This is a genomic window from Edaphobacter lichenicola (genome assembly GCF_014201315.1).
GTDB classification, from domain to species: Bacteria; Acidobacteriota; Terriglobia; order Terriglobales; family Acidobacteriaceae; genus Edaphobacter; species Edaphobacter lichenicola_B.
This window is the reverse complement of sequence record NZ_JACHDY010000001.1, coordinates 652,876-667,413: the sequence shown is the minus strand read 5'-3', so window position 1 is coordinate 667,413 and position 14,538 is coordinate 652,876. Positions and strand designations below refer to the sequence as shown.

12 protein-coding genes are annotated in these 14,538 nt (G+C 59.8%); 5 read left to right on the top strand and 7 right to left on the bottom strand.

The features are described 5' to 3' along the window. Positions 1 to 53: 53 nt before the first annotated feature. Positions 54 to 1,373, bottom strand: a complete 1,320-nt coding sequence (gene aroA / locus HDF09_RS02785) for a 3-phosphoshikimate 1-carboxyvinyltransferase (RefSeq protein WP_183761092.1) — start codon at positions 1,371 to 1,373, stop codon at positions 54 to 56. Between the two features lie 252 nt (positions 1,374 to 1,625). After that, entirely contained in the window at positions 1,626 to 3,308 is a 1,683-nt protein-coding gene (locus HDF09_RS02780; RefSeq protein ID WP_221269984.1) for a hypothetical protein, read from the bottom strand. A 348-nt stretch (positions 3,309 to 3,656) separates the two neighbouring features. Between HDF09_RS02780 and HDF09_RS02775 the strand changes: the two genes are divergently transcribed. Continuing rightward, the gene (locus tag HDF09_RS02775; protein ID WP_183761089.1) at positions 3,657 to 4,550 is read left to right on the top strand and encodes a DUF2076 domain-containing protein; all 894 of its coding nucleotides are present in this window, start codon (positions 3,657 to 3,659) and stop codon (positions 4,548 to 4,550) included. Positions 4,551 to 4,676: 126 nt separating this feature from the next. Here HDF09_RS02775 and HDF09_RS02770 read toward each other — a convergent pair whose 3' ends face one another. From HDF09_RS02770 to deoC, 3 genes are all read right to left on the bottom strand, one after another. Next, positions 4,677 to 4,940 carry a hypothetical protein gene (locus HDF09_RS02770; RefSeq protein ID WP_183761086.1) on the bottom strand — a complete coding sequence of 88 codons (264 nt, stop codon included), beginning with the start codon at positions 4,938 to 4,940 and terminating at the stop codon, positions 4,677 to 4,679. Positions 4,941 to 5,190: 250 nt separating this feature from the next. Next, entirely contained in the window at positions 5,191 to 7,077 is a 1,887-nt protein-coding gene (locus HDF09_RS02765) for a SpoIIE family protein phosphatase (RefSeq protein WP_183761082.1), read from the bottom strand. Positions 7,078 to 7,864: 787 nt separating this feature from the next. After that, on the bottom strand, positions 7,865 to 8,656 hold the full coding sequence (gene deoC / locus HDF09_RS02760) for a deoxyribose-phosphate aldolase (RefSeq protein WP_183761079.1): 792 nt from the start codon (positions 8,654 to 8,656) through the stop codon (positions 7,865 to 7,867). A 162-nt stretch (positions 8,657 to 8,818) separates the two neighbouring features. On the opposite strand from deoC, the gene HDF09_RS02755 reads away from it, so the two are divergent. The 3 genes from HDF09_RS02755 to HDF09_RS02745 all read left to right on the top strand — a co-directional run bounded on the left by HDF09_RS02755 (position 8,819) and on the right by HDF09_RS02745 (position 12,006). Then, positions 8,819 to 9,865 (top strand): LLM class flavin-dependent oxidoreductase, encoded by a 1,047-nt coding sequence (locus tag HDF09_RS02755; protein ID WP_260180887.1) that lies wholly within the window; start codon positions 8,819 to 8,821, stop codon positions 9,863 to 9,865. A gap of 250 nt (positions 9,866 to 10,115) precedes the next feature. Next, positions 10,116 to 11,273, top strand: coding sequence for a YncE family protein (locus HDF09_RS02750; RefSeq protein ID WP_221269983.1), 1,158 nt, complete (start codon positions 10,116 to 10,118; stop codon positions 11,271 to 11,273). A gap of 259 nt (positions 11,274 to 11,532) precedes the next feature. Next, complete coding sequence (locus HDF09_RS02745) at positions 11,533 to 12,006, top strand: nuclear transport factor 2 family protein (RefSeq protein ID WP_183761076.1); 474 nt, start codon at positions 11,533 to 11,535, stop codon at positions 12,004 to 12,006. Positions 12,007 to 12,104: 98 nt separating this feature from the next. Here the strand turns inward: HDF09_RS02745 and HDF09_RS02740 are convergent, their stop codons facing one another. Further along, entirely contained in the window at positions 12,105 to 12,755 is a 651-nt protein-coding gene (locus HDF09_RS02740) for a dihydrofolate reductase family protein (protein WP_183761073.1), read from the bottom strand. A gap of 182 nt (positions 12,756 to 12,937) precedes the next feature. Beyond that, on the bottom strand, positions 12,938 to 13,501 hold the full coding sequence (hpt, locus tag HDF09_RS02735) for a hypoxanthine phosphoribosyltransferase (protein ID WP_183761070.1): 564 nt from the start codon (positions 13,499 to 13,501) through the stop codon (positions 12,938 to 12,940). A gap of 66 nt (positions 13,502 to 13,567) precedes the next feature. Here hpt and HDF09_RS02730 point away from each other — a divergent pair, with 66 nt between their 5' ends. Beyond that, positions 13,568 to 14,419 (top strand): prolipoprotein diacylglyceryl transferase, encoded by an 852-nt coding sequence (locus HDF09_RS02730; RefSeq protein ID WP_183761067.1) that lies wholly within the window; start codon positions 13,568 to 13,570, stop codon positions 14,417 to 14,419. Positions 14,420 to 14,538: the final 119 nt, after the last annotated feature.

Here is a 14,538-nt window from a genome sequence, read left to right as displayed (position 1 = left end):
ACCTTGGGAGATTGAAATCAGCTTAGCAAATTGCAGGTGTTGAAGGCGGCGGCTCAGCGTTGGCAGAGATTGTCGAGATGGGTGAAGAACTCGGGGAAGCTGATGGCGGCGGATTCGGCTCCGTGGATCTCGGTGTTTCCGGTGGCACGCAGGGCGGCGATGGAGAAGGCCATGGCGATGCGGTGATCGGTGCCAGAGTCGATCTGTGCTCCGTGAAGGCTCTGGTTGCCGGGGATCACCAAGCCGTCCTCGTGCTCGGTGAGTTCGGCTCCCATGGCGCGGAGGTTTTTTGCGACCAGAGCGATGCGATCGGACTCTTTGACGCGAAGCTCTTTGGCGTCGCGGATGGTGATGCCGTCGTGGGTGTAGGGGGCGATGGCGGCGAGGACGGGGAGTTCGTCGATGATCTGGGCGGCGAGAGCTCCGCCGATGTGCATGCCGCGGAGGCCGTTGGGCGAGACGTTGACTTGAATGGTGCCGATGAGTTCGCCATGGTGCTCTTCGACGTTGAGGACTTTGATCTTGCCGCCGAGTGCGGTGATGACGTCGAGCAGAGAGGCTCGGGTTGGGTTCATGCCGACGCTGTCGAGGATAAGGTTAGAGTCGCGAAAAAGGAGCGCGGCGCAGAGGAAGAAGGCAGCGGAGGAGATATCGCCGGGGATGGTGGCGTCGATTGCTTTCAGGGTTTGGTTACCGGGGATGCTTAGCTTTGCTACCTCTCCTCCTCGAGAGCTGGTGCGGTTGAGGGTTGCGCCGAAGGCTTGGAGGGCGTGTTCGGAGTGGTTGCGGGTGCGGATGGATTCGGTGAGGCTGGTGGTTCCGTTGGCCTGGAGGCCGGCGAAGAGGACCGCAGTTTTGACCTGGGCGCTGGGGATGGGGGTGTCGAAGTCGATGGCGTGAAGCGGTCCGCCGTGGACGGTGATGGGGGCGTGGCCTTCGACGAGATCGATCTTTGCGCCCATCTGGCCGAGGGGTTTGCGAATGCGCTCCATGGGCCGGTGGGTGAGGGAGTGGTCGCCGATGAGAGTGAAGGTGTGAGGATGAGGGGCGATAAGGCCGGCGAGCATACGCATGGTCGAGCCGGAGTTACCGCAGTCGAGGGGTGCGGAGGGCTGCTGGAATTTGCCGGCGGTGCCGGTGATCTCGATGGTCTTGTCTTCTTTGTGGACGACGGTTGCGCCGAGTGCCTCCATACAGGCGAGGGAGGAGTGGGGGTCGGCACCGGTGGAGAAGTTGGAGAGGCGGGTGGTGCCTTCGGCGAGGCCGGCCAGCATGGCGTAGCGGTGGGAGATGGATTTGTCGCCTGGGAGGGTGAGGGAGCCCTGGAAGTTGCGCGCGGGACGGATGGTTTGCGTGATGGAAGAGGAAGGCATTGGGTTCTAGCTTACAATCCTTTTGCGTGATTGGGAGAGCCGCGGAAGACGGCCAGGGGCCTCGAGGTAGCGGGAGGAGGCGGGTGTGATATCGCTTACGCTCTTACTTCATATACCTCCAAAGAGGAGATGTGCTAGAGGCTTTCTGTTGATCTTGGGAGTTTTGTGTAGATGGACGGAATAAACGCATCGCGGCGGGAGAGGGGCTCCGCCGCGATGCGTTGTTGAACAGGCGTTTTGGGTGAACTCCGACTACCAGCGATCGTGGTTCGATGATGTGCCAGGGGTGAAAGAGACGCCGCGGAGGACCTCGGCGAAGTCGGCCTTACGGACGATGGTGAACTTCTCCGTGGCGGCCTTTGTCGCGTCGGTGTTGGAGAGAACGTCGGTGACGGCTACGAGGCGATTTGGATCGGCGCCCTGATCTCCGCTGCCGCTGACGGTGGAGGTGATGCCGTAGATGGTGACTTTACCGCCATCGACGGAGCCGGTGATGTTGCGGACGCCGTCGGTGGCAGGCGCCCAGGGAAGGCCGGTGGCTGAGTTGGTGCCGGCGGGGTATTTGTTGACCGTGTAGGGAACGCCAAGCTCTAGACCGTTTTGCAACGTGTAAGCGAAGTTCCAGGTCTGGGTCGAGGAGTTGAAGATCCACTTCTGAATGCCAGCAGCGGTCTGTGCAGCAGCGTGAGTGTAGAGGGTGGTATCGCCGGCGAAGCCGTCACCTTCATCAGCTACGTAGAGGGTCTCTGCGTTAGCAAACCAGAGGCCGAAGGGAGCTGCGACTGGGTTGGCGGTCTTTGCCAACCCAGTGGGGAAGCCGGCGAGAATGCACATGTTGCTCGGCAAGCCTGAGGTCTGGAGAGTTGTTGCGTCATAGGCAAGAGGAGAGATGGGCAGGGTTGCTCCGACGGCAGGAACGCCCACGCCTTTGGGGCATGCAGTGCCTGTGGTGTCGATAAAGTACACCGTGTCGACGCCATTGCTTCCGCTACCCTTGGTGAAGTAGACGACGTTGTTGAAGATGGTCAGGCCGCGAAAATTGTCGTCCTTGCCGATCTTGTCGGCCTTGTCGCCGAGTTTGGTGACAGAGAAGCTGCCGACAGGGGTGGGAGCGGTGGGGGTCTGGAAGCTCTCAGGCGCCTTCGAGGGATCGATGATCTGCGTACCAGCGCCGAGGATGATGCCGTTGGGTTGAGGGTTGGAGCCGTTGCCTGCGTTGCCGGCGGTGTAGAAGAAGTTCGCGCCGTTGGTGTTGTTCAGGATGGCGGCGCGGCCGTTGTTGCCGCTATAGGCGTTGGTTTCGGTGAAGGTGAACTTGCCGGAACGGTTGACCGTGGCGACGGCGCGATAGTAGCTGACGCCTACAGGGTTGGAGGGATCGATGACGCCGGGAGTGTTGGAGTTGGAGGCATCGATGGCGTCGATGGGTGCGACATAGCCCATGAAGGTGAGGAGTTTGCCATCGGTGGAGAGGTTGAGAGCGATCTCGGATTTTGAGCTGAAGCTGGTCACGAGCTGGTTGCTCTCGCTACTGATGTCTCTCAGGGAGCTGTTGGGCACCTCAAGACTGTCGAGGAGGAAGCCCCAGGGGGTGATCTGGTCGAGGTAGATCTTGGAGGTGATGCCGAAGCTGCTGTCGACGGTATCGTTGTTGAAGACAAAGGGATAGGTACCGTTGTTGACCGCAGCGACGCAGGGACCAACGGTGTCGGCGCAGTTCGGGGGGAGTAAAGCTCCCACCTTCACGTTGTTGGCGTTGTTGTTGTAGAGACTGCGGCTGACGACGAGATTGCCAGGGAAGAAGTGTATGTGTTCGTCGTGGTCGCGATCCTGCGCGCTGGCGGGAATGCCGGCGAGAGTGGCCAAGGAAAGCGCTGCGACTCCTTTGAGGAGCGTCTGCCAGGAACCTTTTGACTTCGGAAAGAGGGGTTGCATTAGTGTCTCCGTGGTGTTGATTTTTGTGCTGAGTTACGGAGAGGACTCTATGCCGGCTGTGTTAGGAACTGGTGAATCTTAAGTAAAGCTGAAGAAGGGCTCAGACGAGGTCAGGATGGATGACGAAACGCGTGGGTTCGAGGAGTGAACGAAAGTAGACTGGCCTGCGTAGGTTGTCTTGAGAGAGGCGCGGAGCATCCTATGAGCATTGAGACGGGATGTTATTTTGTACTGCCGGTGATTGTTGGTGTCGACGTTGCGGCGTGGTGTACGTCCATTGGAAGTGAGCCACAGATTTTGTGCGGGCGCTGTGAGTAGTTGGTGCAGGATAACGGAAAGGGATTGAAGATGACTCCTCAGGAACAGGACATGATTGGCGGTCTGATCGACCGCATCCAGAAGACACAGCTTGCAGAGAAAGATACGGACGCGGAACAGATGCTGCAGCAGGGATTGGGACGGAGTCCGGATGCGTTGTACATTCTGGCGCAGACGGTGCTGGTGCAGAAGTATGCGCTGGAGCAGGCGCAGGCACAGTTGACGCAGGCGAAGGCGCAGATCGAGCAGATGCAACAGCATCCAGAGCCGAAGCATGCGACGAGTTTTTTGGGGAGTTTACTGGGGCGCAACGAGGAGCCTGCGCCACCCCCGCCGCCTCCGTCGCAGCAGGCCTATCCGCAACAGGGGGGGCCGGCTTATCCGCCGTATGCTCCGGTGGGTGGTGGGTATGGCGCTGCTCCTCAGTATGGGGCTCCGGTGCAGTATGCTCCGCCTCAGTATGGTGCTCCGCGGGGGATGGGCGGCGGTGGGTTTCTGCGGGGTGCTATGCAGACGGCTGCTGGGGTTGCGGCGGGAGCGCTGGCGTTTGAGGGCGTGGAGTCGCTGATGCATGGGTTTGGGCATGAGGCGGGGTATGGCGGCGGCCAGGGTTTGGGCGGCTTTGAGGGTGGTCAGCGTCCGACCGAGGAGATCGTCAATAACTACTATGGCGATGATCGCGGAGGGCGCGATGTCTCGGCGGATGAGAGGTCGCTGGGGCAGCAAGAGGATAAGGACGTTGGATCGCGTGGCGGCTCGGATACGTCCTCAAACGATCGCGACTCGCTTTATGGGGCAGACACGGGTGCTGGTGATGATGCCAGCTTCGACTCGGATAGCTCTAGCGATGATGCTTCGTTCGATGATAGTGGGGATTTTGGGGATGATGCGTCGGGTGGCGGAGACGATAGTAACTTTGCCTGATGCCGAATAGAGGTTAGTAAATGAAAGGGGTCTGCGCGGAGGCAGGCCTCTTTTGTCCTCTACTGTTGTTGCGATGTAAAACGTCCTTCCGTACGGGCCCACAAACTATCGGGACTATCTCAGGTTCTAAGATCCGGTTCCTGTTATATGTGCCATAAAAGAATGAAACCGCTCTTCACCTAGGAGAGCCTTCAATTCTTTGTCAGTTGCATTTTTGAGTTCTTTGACCTGTTTTATACCATCGTCTAATCTAGCATCTTCTTTTTTCAATATTGTTTTGGCATTAGTGCGAAATTGCTGAAGACTTGAACTAATTCTATTCTGCTCTTCAGCAGTAATATCGGCTATGCCATAAGGATTGAACATCTCATTGTTTTCATGGCGTTCCATATAGCCCTCTTTAGCAATGCTGGTTATAGTGGTGGACTAATGCAAAATATTCTGTGTTGGACAATGAATCTGAAGCTGCACTGCCCAAATACTTATAAAGCTGACGACAAAATGCACTCATATTTATCTCCTTTTGCGACTCAGGAAACTATGGCCTGCTGAGGGCAAATATTCACTCTTAGGTAGATGGTGATTTTTTTAAAGAATCGTTACAGCTCTAAGAGGTGGGGTATACCCTTTCCGGGCTGCTTCAGGTGCTTTGGCCGGTGGCGCGCAGGACTACGATCGTCTCGTCGTCGAAGTGAGCGGTGCCGGCCTGGAAGTCGGTGACGGCCTGGAGGACGGCGTCTACCGTGAACTGGGCCGCGGGTTGGTGCTGGGACTCGAGGAGTTGGGTGAGGCGTTCGTCGCCAAACATATCGCCGGTGGCGTTGACGGCGTCGACGATGCCGTCGGAGAAGAAGACGATGAGGTCGCCGGGGCGGGTGGAGAGGGTGAACTCTTCGTACTCGGCGTTGGGGAAGAGGCCGAGGGGGAAGCCTTCGGCTTTGATGGTGCGGACGCTGGGCGGCTTGGTGGTGTCGGAGTTGACGGCGACGAAGAGGGGTTGGACGGAGCCGGCGTTGGCGATCTGGAGGGTCTGGTTGTTGTCGTCCCAGACGGCCATGAGCATGGTGACGTACTGGGAGTCGAGCTTGCGCTCCTGGAGCTGGTCGTTGAGGGCGACGAGCATGGCTGCGGGAGAGAGATGCCGGGGGGCGAGGGAGCGGAGGATTCCGCTGACCAGGGCGGCGTAGAGCGCGGCGGGAGCTGCTTTGCCGCTGACGTCTCCTACGGCGATGGCGATGCGGCCGGAGCCGTAGTCGAGGTAGTCGAAGACATCGCCTCCGATGGAGCGGGCGGCGACGAAGCGGGCGGCGATCTCGGCGCGCTCGAGCTTGGGCGGGTGCGAGGGCATGAGGCGGAGCTGGACCTGGCGGGCCATGTCGAGGTCGCGCTCCATGCGCTGCTCCTCCTCGTGGATGCGCTGATACAGCTTGGCGTTGGCGATGCTGATGGCGACCTGTGAGGCGAGGGTGGAGAGGGTGCGCTGGTGGTCGTCGTTGTAGTAGTTGACGCGGGTGTGTTCGAGGTCGAGGACGCCGATGACCTCGCCCTTGTAGACGAGGGGAATGGCGAGTTCGGAGCGGACCTCGGGGTTGGCTTCGACGTAGCGCGGGTCCTTGCGGACGTCGGGCGCCAGGATGGGCTCGCGGAGCTGGGCGGCGGTGCCGATGAGGCCTTCGCCGAGGGCGATGGTGCGCTCGCGGGTGACGCGTTCGCCGAAGCGGGAGGAGAAGCGGTGCTCGAAGAGCTGGGTGCGGTCGTTCCACAGGAGGATGGTGAACATGTGGAAGTCGATGACGCGCTTGAGGAGCTGGCCGATGCGCTCGAGGAGGTCGTCGGGATCGAGAATGCTGGTGATCTCGCGGGAGATGTCGTTGAGCACGGCGAGGGTTTGGGCCTGGCGGGAGACGCGGGTGTAGAGGCGGGCGTTCTCGATGGCGATGGCCATGCGGGAGGCGACCAGCTCGAGCAGGCGCTGGTGCTCCATGGTGAAGTAGCCGATGGTCTCGGACTGCAGATCGAGGACGCCGATGACCTTGTTCTTGACCACGAGCGGGACGGCTAGCTCGGAGCGGACGTTGGGGTTCGCGTCGATGTAGTTCTCCTGCGTGGTGACGTCTTCGACGAGGAGAGATTTGCGTTGCAGTGCGGCTTGACCGGCGACGCCGCGGCCGAGTTTGATGCGCATGCGCTCGACCTCGGTGGAGTGTCCGATCTGGAAGCGCATGCGGAGGTCGGCGGCGCGCTCGTTGACGAGGAGGATGGCGAAGATCTTGTAGTCGATGACGGCGCGGACGAGGTCGGCGACGCGGTGCATGAGGGTGTTGAGGTCGAGGGTAGTGTTGAGGGCGTCGGCGAGGTTGTGGAGGAACTCGACCTGGAGGGGCTCGACGCGAATTTTGGGGTCGGCGGCGTGGGAGTGGAAGAGTTGCTGGGTGGGGGGGCGGTAGTCCCCCTCGTAGGGGTGCTCGGGCACAGGTGCTTCGGGAGCGGGAGGCGGCGTGGAGCTCGGTTTGATGGGGGAAGGCATTCTGCTTTGCGTTGATATTACCGGGTGAGGTTGGGTTTGGGGAGTGCCTGATGGGGATTGCGGATCGTTGTGGACGAGCGGGCCGGGTTCCTCTGTAGGAGCCGGGATGAGTGTTCTATCTTGCGGCTCCTCTCCGGTTGTGATCGCCTGATTCATTCGCTCCTGTCAGTCGGGGGTCCCCCCCATATTATTGTCGTGTAAGTAGGTTATTTTTGTTTGATTTGCAGAGGGTGGTACCTCGCAAAAATAAGATTGCAAAAGGTTTAGCTGCAGAATCCTCATTCCAAAGGGTTTAAGGGTGTAGCTGCCTGGTTAAATGAGACGACCCCGGTGACCGGGGTCAAAAGAATGAACACTGTAGTTATTATAGCGGAGTGGGTGGAACTGATACGCCATGGCTATGTTTTTGACTTTGAAGGGGATTGGTTGTTTGGGGGCTTGACAGGGGATTTGGCAGGGGATGAGCTTGCGGCGGTCGAGGACTCGGCTGGGAGAGGAGGGCATACCCCAGGGGCTAAAGGGGGTGCTGAAAATGTGCCCGGGAGGAAGAAAAGCGTACCTCAGCGGCTAAAGCCGCATTGCAAACAGGACACTTATAGCACCGCTGAAGCCGTGCCCTTAAGCAATACAGGTTTTTTCAGCAGCCTCTAAAGCCCCACTCTCTTCGCTGGCTGAGAGACCCAAGGCTAAAGCCTTGGGGTACCTAGAAGCAACGGCAACTGCTGAGGCTGCATGTGTGGTAGTTCTGGCAAAATGCTGGGGATTCACCACTTCCCCTTCGTTGGAGTTAGTAGGTGGGGGCTGGGGCGGCTGGGTCTGGGGCGTGTCCGGCGAGCTCGTTGACGATTTTGACGCTGGCGCTGGCTCCTATGCGGGAGGCGCCGGCGCGGAGCATGGTGGTGGCGTCGGCGAGGGAGCGGATTCCTCCGGAGGCTTTGACGCCTGCTCGGGTGCCGGCTACGCCGCGGAGGAGGCCGATGTCGTCGGCGGTGGCGCCGCCGGTGGAGAAGCCGGTGCTGGTTTTGAGGAAGTCGGCACCGGCGGAGAGGGCCAGCTCGGAGGCGCGGAGCTTTTCTTCGAAGGTGAGGAGGCAGGTTTCGAGGATGACTTTGACGATGGCTCCGGCGGCGTGGGCGATCTCTACGACGCCGTGGATGTCCTGGCGGATGGCTTCGTAGTCTGCGGACTGGGCGGACTTGAGGAGGCCGACGTTGAGGACCATGTCGATGTCGTGGGCGCCGTGCTTGAGCATGTGCGCGGTCTCTTCGCGCTTGGAGATGGCGAGGGTGGCGCCGAGGGGGAAGCCGATGACGACGCCGACGGGGATGCCGGTGCCCTGGAGGGCGGCGGTGGCGAGCGGGACCCAGGCGGGGTTGATCATGGCGCAGGCGAAGCGGTGTTCGGCGGCTTCGTTGCAGAGCTGGAGGACCTGGGTACGGGTGGCGTCGGGCTTGAGGAGGGTGTGGTCAAGGACGGCGGCGAGGTTTTGCGGCGAGGAGAGGGTGTGGGCGGCGAAGGCTGCGGCGTCGAAGTGCTCTGGGCCGTGAGGGAGCGGATCGGTGATGGACAGCGTGTTCAAAAAAGTGCTCCTTCGGCGTGGGAAGGTGATCGCGCCGGGTTACTTTCTATCATACGGGGGGTGGGGCTGGCTTAACGGGTGTGATGACTTGCGCGCCGGGGTGGTTCGATCTCGGTTTTTTTACATCAAAAGAGTGTGACCAATAATGGCTTGAAGAACGGATTGCGACTTTCGGTGCTGGACCAGTCGCCGGTGCCTGCGGGTAGTTTTGCCGGGGTGGCTTTGGCGAACTCGATTGAACTGGCGCGGCTGGTGGATGGACTGGGGTATAGCCGGTTCTGGATGTCGGAGCACCATGCGATGGATACGCTGGCGTGTACGGCTCCGGAGGTGATGCTGGCGCGGATTGGTGCGGAGACGAAGCGGATACGGATTGGGTCGGGCGGGATTATGCTGCCGCACTACACGCCGCTGAAGGTGGCGGAGTGTTTTCGGATGCTGCATGCGCTGTATCCGGACAGGGTGGACCTGGGGATCGGGCGCGCGCCGGGCGGTGGGCCGATTGAGGCGCTGGCGCTGAAGCGGGACAGGAAGACGAAGATGCTGGATGATTTTCCTGACCAGGTGAGCGAGCTGCTGGCGTTTCTGGGACATCGGTTTCCGGAGGGGCATCCGTTTGCGGGGATTCGGGTTTCGCCGGAGATGCCGGGTGGGCCGGATGTGTGGATGCTGGGGTCGAGCATGTGGAGCGCGGCGGCGGCGGTGGAGTTTGGGCTGCCTTATTCGTTTGCGCACTTCTTCAGCCCGGTGAATACGCGGGCGGCGATTGAGACTTATCGGCGTGGGTTTACTGCCAGTGCTTACCGGAAGGCGGCGGAGGCTACGGTGGCGGTAGGTGTGATCTGCGCGGAGACGCAGGAGGAGGCGGAGTTTCTGTTTTCGAGCGTGCGGCTGCTGCAGCGGCGGATTCGGCAGGGGGATCGGCGGCCGGTGGCATCGCCCGAGGATGCGGCGCGTGAGTTGTACCTGTTGGGCGATATGCGGCAGGAGGAGGGGGAGTGGCCGCGGTACTTTGTGGGGACTCCTGCGGTGGTGCGGGAGCAGATGGAGGCGATGGCGGAGGAGTTGGGGATCGGGGAGCTGATCGTGAATACGATTGTGTGGGATCAGGCGAAGCGGCTGCGGAGTTATGAGTTGCTGGCGGCGGAGTTTGGGTTGGGCGTATTCGCCGGTGAGAGAGATGCGAGGCTGGTTGATCTTCGAAGTTAGTCGATTATTCATGGGTGATTGAAGATGAAGTTTGCGCCTCGAGATTAAGACAGCGCATTTCTTCGCGTGGGCCGAGTGACCAGAGGCAATGGTTACTGTGTCATTTAGTTGTAATTGTTTTGTCATTCGTTGCGCCTTCTACGGACATGGTTGATGTGAGTGGTCTATTGTTTCGCTTGCTGCTGAGAGATGGGTGCCGCCGCCGTGATCTCACTCGAGGCAGAAATGTCTCGCTTCGAGGTACAACGAAATGCGAATCTACGAATCTTTCTCGCGCCGTGGAATAGATGCGCCGCTGCTTCGCCAGGGAAGCAGGTCTGGTTGGAGCAAAACCTTTACAGCCGTTACGCTGCTGGTCTGGCTGCTGGTCTGTGCGACTGGAGTGGGACTCGCGCAACACCGTGACGGCGACGATGCTTTTCTGCCGAGCCCGGTGAGAAGTGTCTCGACGGTGCCGAGTAATGGGGATGTGAATCCGTATGGGGTTGCGTTTGTCGGGGATAATTTTCAGGCTGGATCAGGGCCGTTGAAGCGTGGAGACATTCTGGTCTCGAACTTCAACAACAGCATGAATCAGCAGGGTACGGGAACGACCATCGTCAGGGTGCCGAAGAGCGGATCGCCGACCGTGTTCTTCCAGGGTAAAAAACCGCTGGGGCTTTCTACGGCGCTGGGAACGCTGCAGGTTGGGTTTGTGGTTGTCGGGAACGCGCCGACGGTGGACGGCACCGCAGCAACGGCAGGGCCAGGGTCGCTGCTGGTCATCAACAATCAGGGCAAGCTGATACAGACCATCACGAATGCGGCGATACAGGGGCCGTGGGACATGGCGCTGGTTGATGGTGGAGACAGGGCAATTGCGTTTGTCTCCAATGCACTGACCGGGACGGTTATCCGAATGGACTTCAAGGTAAGCTCAGGCGGCCTGACGCTGCGGAGTACGAAGACCATTGCTTCGGGGTATATTCACCGCGGCGATCCGGTGACGCTGTTTGTGGCTCCTACGGGACTGGTGTACGACGATCGGCGCGACGTGCTGTTTGTTGCTTCGACGGGGGACAATGCCGTCTTCGCGGTGTGGGATGCGGCGGATCGTCAGATGGATGGTGGACTGGGAACGGTTGTTTATCAGGACAATGTTCATCTGCATGGGGCGCTGGGGCTGGCGATGGCTCCGAATGGCCACCTGCTGGTGACCAACAACGATGGCATCAATCCCGATGCCAATCAGCCGAGCGAGATCGTCGAGTTTACGACGGACGGAAGGTTTGTGAAGCAGATCCCGGTGGATCCGGCCCAGGGCGGATCGTTTGGTTTAGCTGTGCGGACGACGGAGGACAAGGCGATCCTGGCGGCGGTCGATGACAACACTGCGACGTTGACGATCTGGACGCTGAATTCCGAGTAGGCCGCGAAAGGGTAGCTTCTGACGAGGCGTGGGTGCGCTGAATACAATCAATTCTGCCACCCAGTGCAGCGTTACGCTGCCATCTAGCGTGCAAAGTATCATCCACTCCGAAGGCGTGCGGTGCCGCGGTTTGCGGTTCGATCAGGACAATATCCGATTCGAGCTCAGGAGAGTAAGGTGCGGTTTGCCGACACGCAACCGAAATAACCGAATGTGCAGTTATAGTGCGTCACTATCGGAGCTAGTGTAGGATTCCGCCATGCGAGAAACGCGTTTACGAATCTTCGCGGTGGCAATCGCGACGACGTTGTTGCTTGTTCAGGCATACGCACAGCAGAGTCACTGGTCTTCGGCGGATGATAAAACCGCGAAATACATCATCGAGATGGAGCGCAAGTGGGCTGAGGGTGTATGTGTTGATAACGGTGTCGTCGCTGGTCTGCTTGCCGACGACTTCCAAGGCACTTCAACGATAGGTGCGCGCTTCACAAAAGCTGATGAACTGAAGGACGAGAAGGGCGCACGCACCGCTCATGAGTGCGGACTTGATGAGGCTAAAGTGCGTTTCTTCGGAGACAGTTTTGCCGTTGTCTACGGCAGCGAACATGCTGTCGGCAAAGACAAGTCCCAACCGAACATAAAGGTGTGCCAGGTTTGGACTGACACGTGGCTGAAGCGCGGCGGTACATGGCAGATCGTCGCCTCGCACGATAATCGCGTGAGATGTAAGTAGCTAGAGAACGCTTGACCTTTTGTTATGCACTGGCATGGTCTGCTCCTTACCGCGTGATGTCCTTCGCCGCCGCTGCTCGCTCTCCTTCATCATTTCGTTCAAATTCGCTGCTTCTCCAGCACAACGTGTGTCGCGTGCTCGGTCGCCTCGTGCTCCGTCACAGAGAATCCCAGCGCGGGCAGGTCAAGACCGGTAAGCAGTGCCTCCCCTTGACCTAGGGCAACCGGTGCCAGTGCAAAGTGAAGGGAATCGATCAACCCCGCCTGCAGATACTGCCGCACGGTGGAGACACCGCCTCCGATCTTGACGTCCTTGTCGCCCGCTGCCTGCTTCGCGAGCCTCAGCGCCTCTTCGACTCCTCCGGTGACGAAGTAGAAGGTCGTCCCGCCTTCCATCACGAGCGGCTCGCGCTCGTAGTGCGTCAGAACGAAGGTCGGCGCATGGTAGGGCGGATTGGGCCCCCACCATCCCTTCCACGAGTCGTCCTGCCATGGGCCACGCACCGGACCGAACATGTTGCGGCCAAGGATGAAGGCTCCAAAGTTTTCCATCCCCCGCCGTGCGAACACGTCGTCGACATCGATAGATCCGCCTTCCTTGCCGAGCATGGCGCAGAATGTCCTGGTATGGAAGAACCACTGAAAGATCTCTGGACCGCGCTTGCCCAGCGGATCGTCCAGGCTCTGCTCTATCCCTGCGCTAAAACCGTCCAACGAAATACCAAATCCCGCGACACGAACCTTTGACATGTATGCTCCTCGGTTTCGAAGTTCTGATTAGCTCCCGCCCGTGATGACGTAATCAGGTTTGAGCGGAGCAACTCGCGTATCTGCTCCGTGGAACGCCCAGACATGACGACGACTTTGTCCCGGTACACTCAGTACAACGTGTACGTTTGTACAAAAAAAGCAAGGCAAATGTGTGGCTGTGGCTAGTGGCCGGCGACGTCGGAGGGGAAGATGCGGATGTCTTCTACGCCGCGGTAGCGCTCGGCGTAGTCCATGCCGTAGCCGATGACGAACTTGTTGGGGATCCTGAAGGCTACGTAGTCGGCTTCGATGGGGACGAGGCGGCGCTCGGGTTTGTCGAGGCAGCTGGCGATCTTTAGCGAGGCGGGCTTGTGTTGCAGCATGAGGCCGCGGAGGTAGCTGAGGGTGAGGCCGGTATCCAGAATGTCTTCGACGATGATGACGTGCTTGCCTTCGATGGGGTTGTCGATGTCCTTGATGAGTTTGACGGCGCCGGAGGAGACGCGGGCGCGGCCGTAGCTGGAGACGGCGACGAAGTCGAAGGTGTTGTCGACCTGAATGGCGCGGGCGAGGTCGGCGAGGAAGATGGCTGCGCCTTTGAGGACGCCGATGAGGACGATGGACTGACCCTTGTAGTCGGCGGAGATCTGGGCTCCTATCTCGCGGGTGCGGTCGGCGATCTGTTGTTTGGAGAAGAGAATCTCCATCTCTGCGGCGGGGGGGAAGACGGGCGTGCTGGTGGCCATAAGGGATAGGCTAACGCGAGTGGGGGGCTGAGGCAAAGGCCGTTATACTTTTATAGAGCGAGGATTATGTTTCCCTATATCGATATTGGCCCGATTCACCTGGGTACGTTTGGGTTGTTGTTGTGGCTGGCGGCGGTGGCGGCGACGGTGGTGCTGCATAAGAACTTTGTTCGGAACGGCGTGGGTGCTGATGCGCTGAACGTGGTGGCGTTTGTGGTGATCGCGGGAGTGCTGGGCGCGAAGGCGTGGCATGAGTTGCAGAATCCGGCGGATCTTTATGCGGCGTTTCGGCAGATTATCGCTCCGGGATGGCATCGGCCGTTTGCGGTGGCCATGGACTTTCTGCACTGGTTCCAGGCGGGGTTTGCGTGGTTCGGCGGGATGCTGGCTGGGATCGCGATGCTGATGTGGCAGGGTCGGCTTGCTAAGCCTGATGGATTGAGTGGGGGGAAGGCTGCGGTGCGGATGCTGGATCTGGCGGCTCCTGCGGCGGCGATTGGATATGGCGTGGGGCGGATTGGGTGTTTGACTTCGGGCGATGGGGACTACGGGATCAATACGACGTTGCCGTGGGGAGTGCATATGGCGAAGGATGCGCTGGTGTTGCCGACTCCGCCGGATGCTCTGGTGCAGCCTACGCCGGTGTATGAGTTTCTGTTTGCGATGGCGCTGGGGTGGCTGCTTTGGCGGTTAGGGAAGAGGGCGAGGCCGCTGGGATGGATGACTGGGCTTTATCTTTTTCTGAGTGGGATTGCGCGGTTTCTGGTGGAGTTTGTGCGGGTGAATCCGCGGCTTTACTGGGGGATGAGCAATGCGCAGGTGGCGGCGCTGGGGTCGGTGGTGGTGGGGTTGATTGTGCTGGTGGTGACTCGGCGGGGGAGTGTGGTGGTGGCGCCGGTGGTTGAGGTTAGTTCTTAGGGATTGTGTCCTGCCGGACGGGCTCGCTGCGCGCGAGGCGGTCACTTCGTGACTTGTATACCGCTTTGCCTGGTCCTCCCGTTGGTCGGAGGAGAAGTTGATTCCGATCAACGGGAGGC

What these genes read in the sequence shown, in the direction of transcription:
- HDF09_RS02765 (WP_183761082.1), bottom strand. Translation starts at nt 7,077, where the DNA reads ATGCCTTCCCCCATCAAACCGAGCTCCACGCCGCCTCCCGCTCCCGAA.
- HDF09_RS02745 (WP_183761076.1), top strand. Translation starts at nt 11,533, where the DNA reads ATGCGAGAAACGCGTTTACGAATCTTCGCGGTGGCAATCGCGACGACG.
- HDF09_RS02730 (WP_183761067.1), top strand. Translation starts at nt 13,568, where the DNA reads ATGTTTCCCTATATCGATATTGGCCCGATTCACCTGGGTACGTTTGGG.
- hpt (WP_183761070.1), bottom strand. Translation starts at nt 13,501, where the DNA reads ATGGCCACCAGCACGCCCGTCTTCCCCCCCGCCGCAGAGATGGAGATT.
- HDF09_RS02770 (WP_183761086.1), bottom strand. Translation starts at nt 4,940, where the DNA reads ATGGAACGCCATGAAAACAATGAGATGTTCAATCCTTATGGCATAGCC.
- HDF09_RS02775 (WP_183761089.1), top strand. Translation starts at nt 3,657, where the DNA reads ATGACTCCTCAGGAACAGGACATGATTGGCGGTCTGATCGACCGCATC.
- aroA (WP_183761092.1), bottom strand. Translation starts at nt 1,373, where the DNA reads ATGCCTTCCTCTTCCATCACGCAAACCATCCGTCCCGCGCGCAACTTC.
- HDF09_RS02750 (WP_221269983.1), top strand. Translation starts at nt 10,116, where the DNA reads ATGCGAATCTACGAATCTTTCTCGCGCCGTGGAATAGATGCGCCGCTG.
- HDF09_RS02740 (WP_183761073.1), bottom strand. Translation starts at nt 12,755, where the DNA reads ATGTCAAAGGTTCGTGTCGCGGGATTTGGTATTTCGTTGGACGGTTTT.
- HDF09_RS02780 (WP_221269984.1), bottom strand. Translation starts at nt 3,308, where the DNA reads ATGCAACCCCTCTTTCCGAAGTCAAAAGGTTCCTGGCAGACGCTCCTC.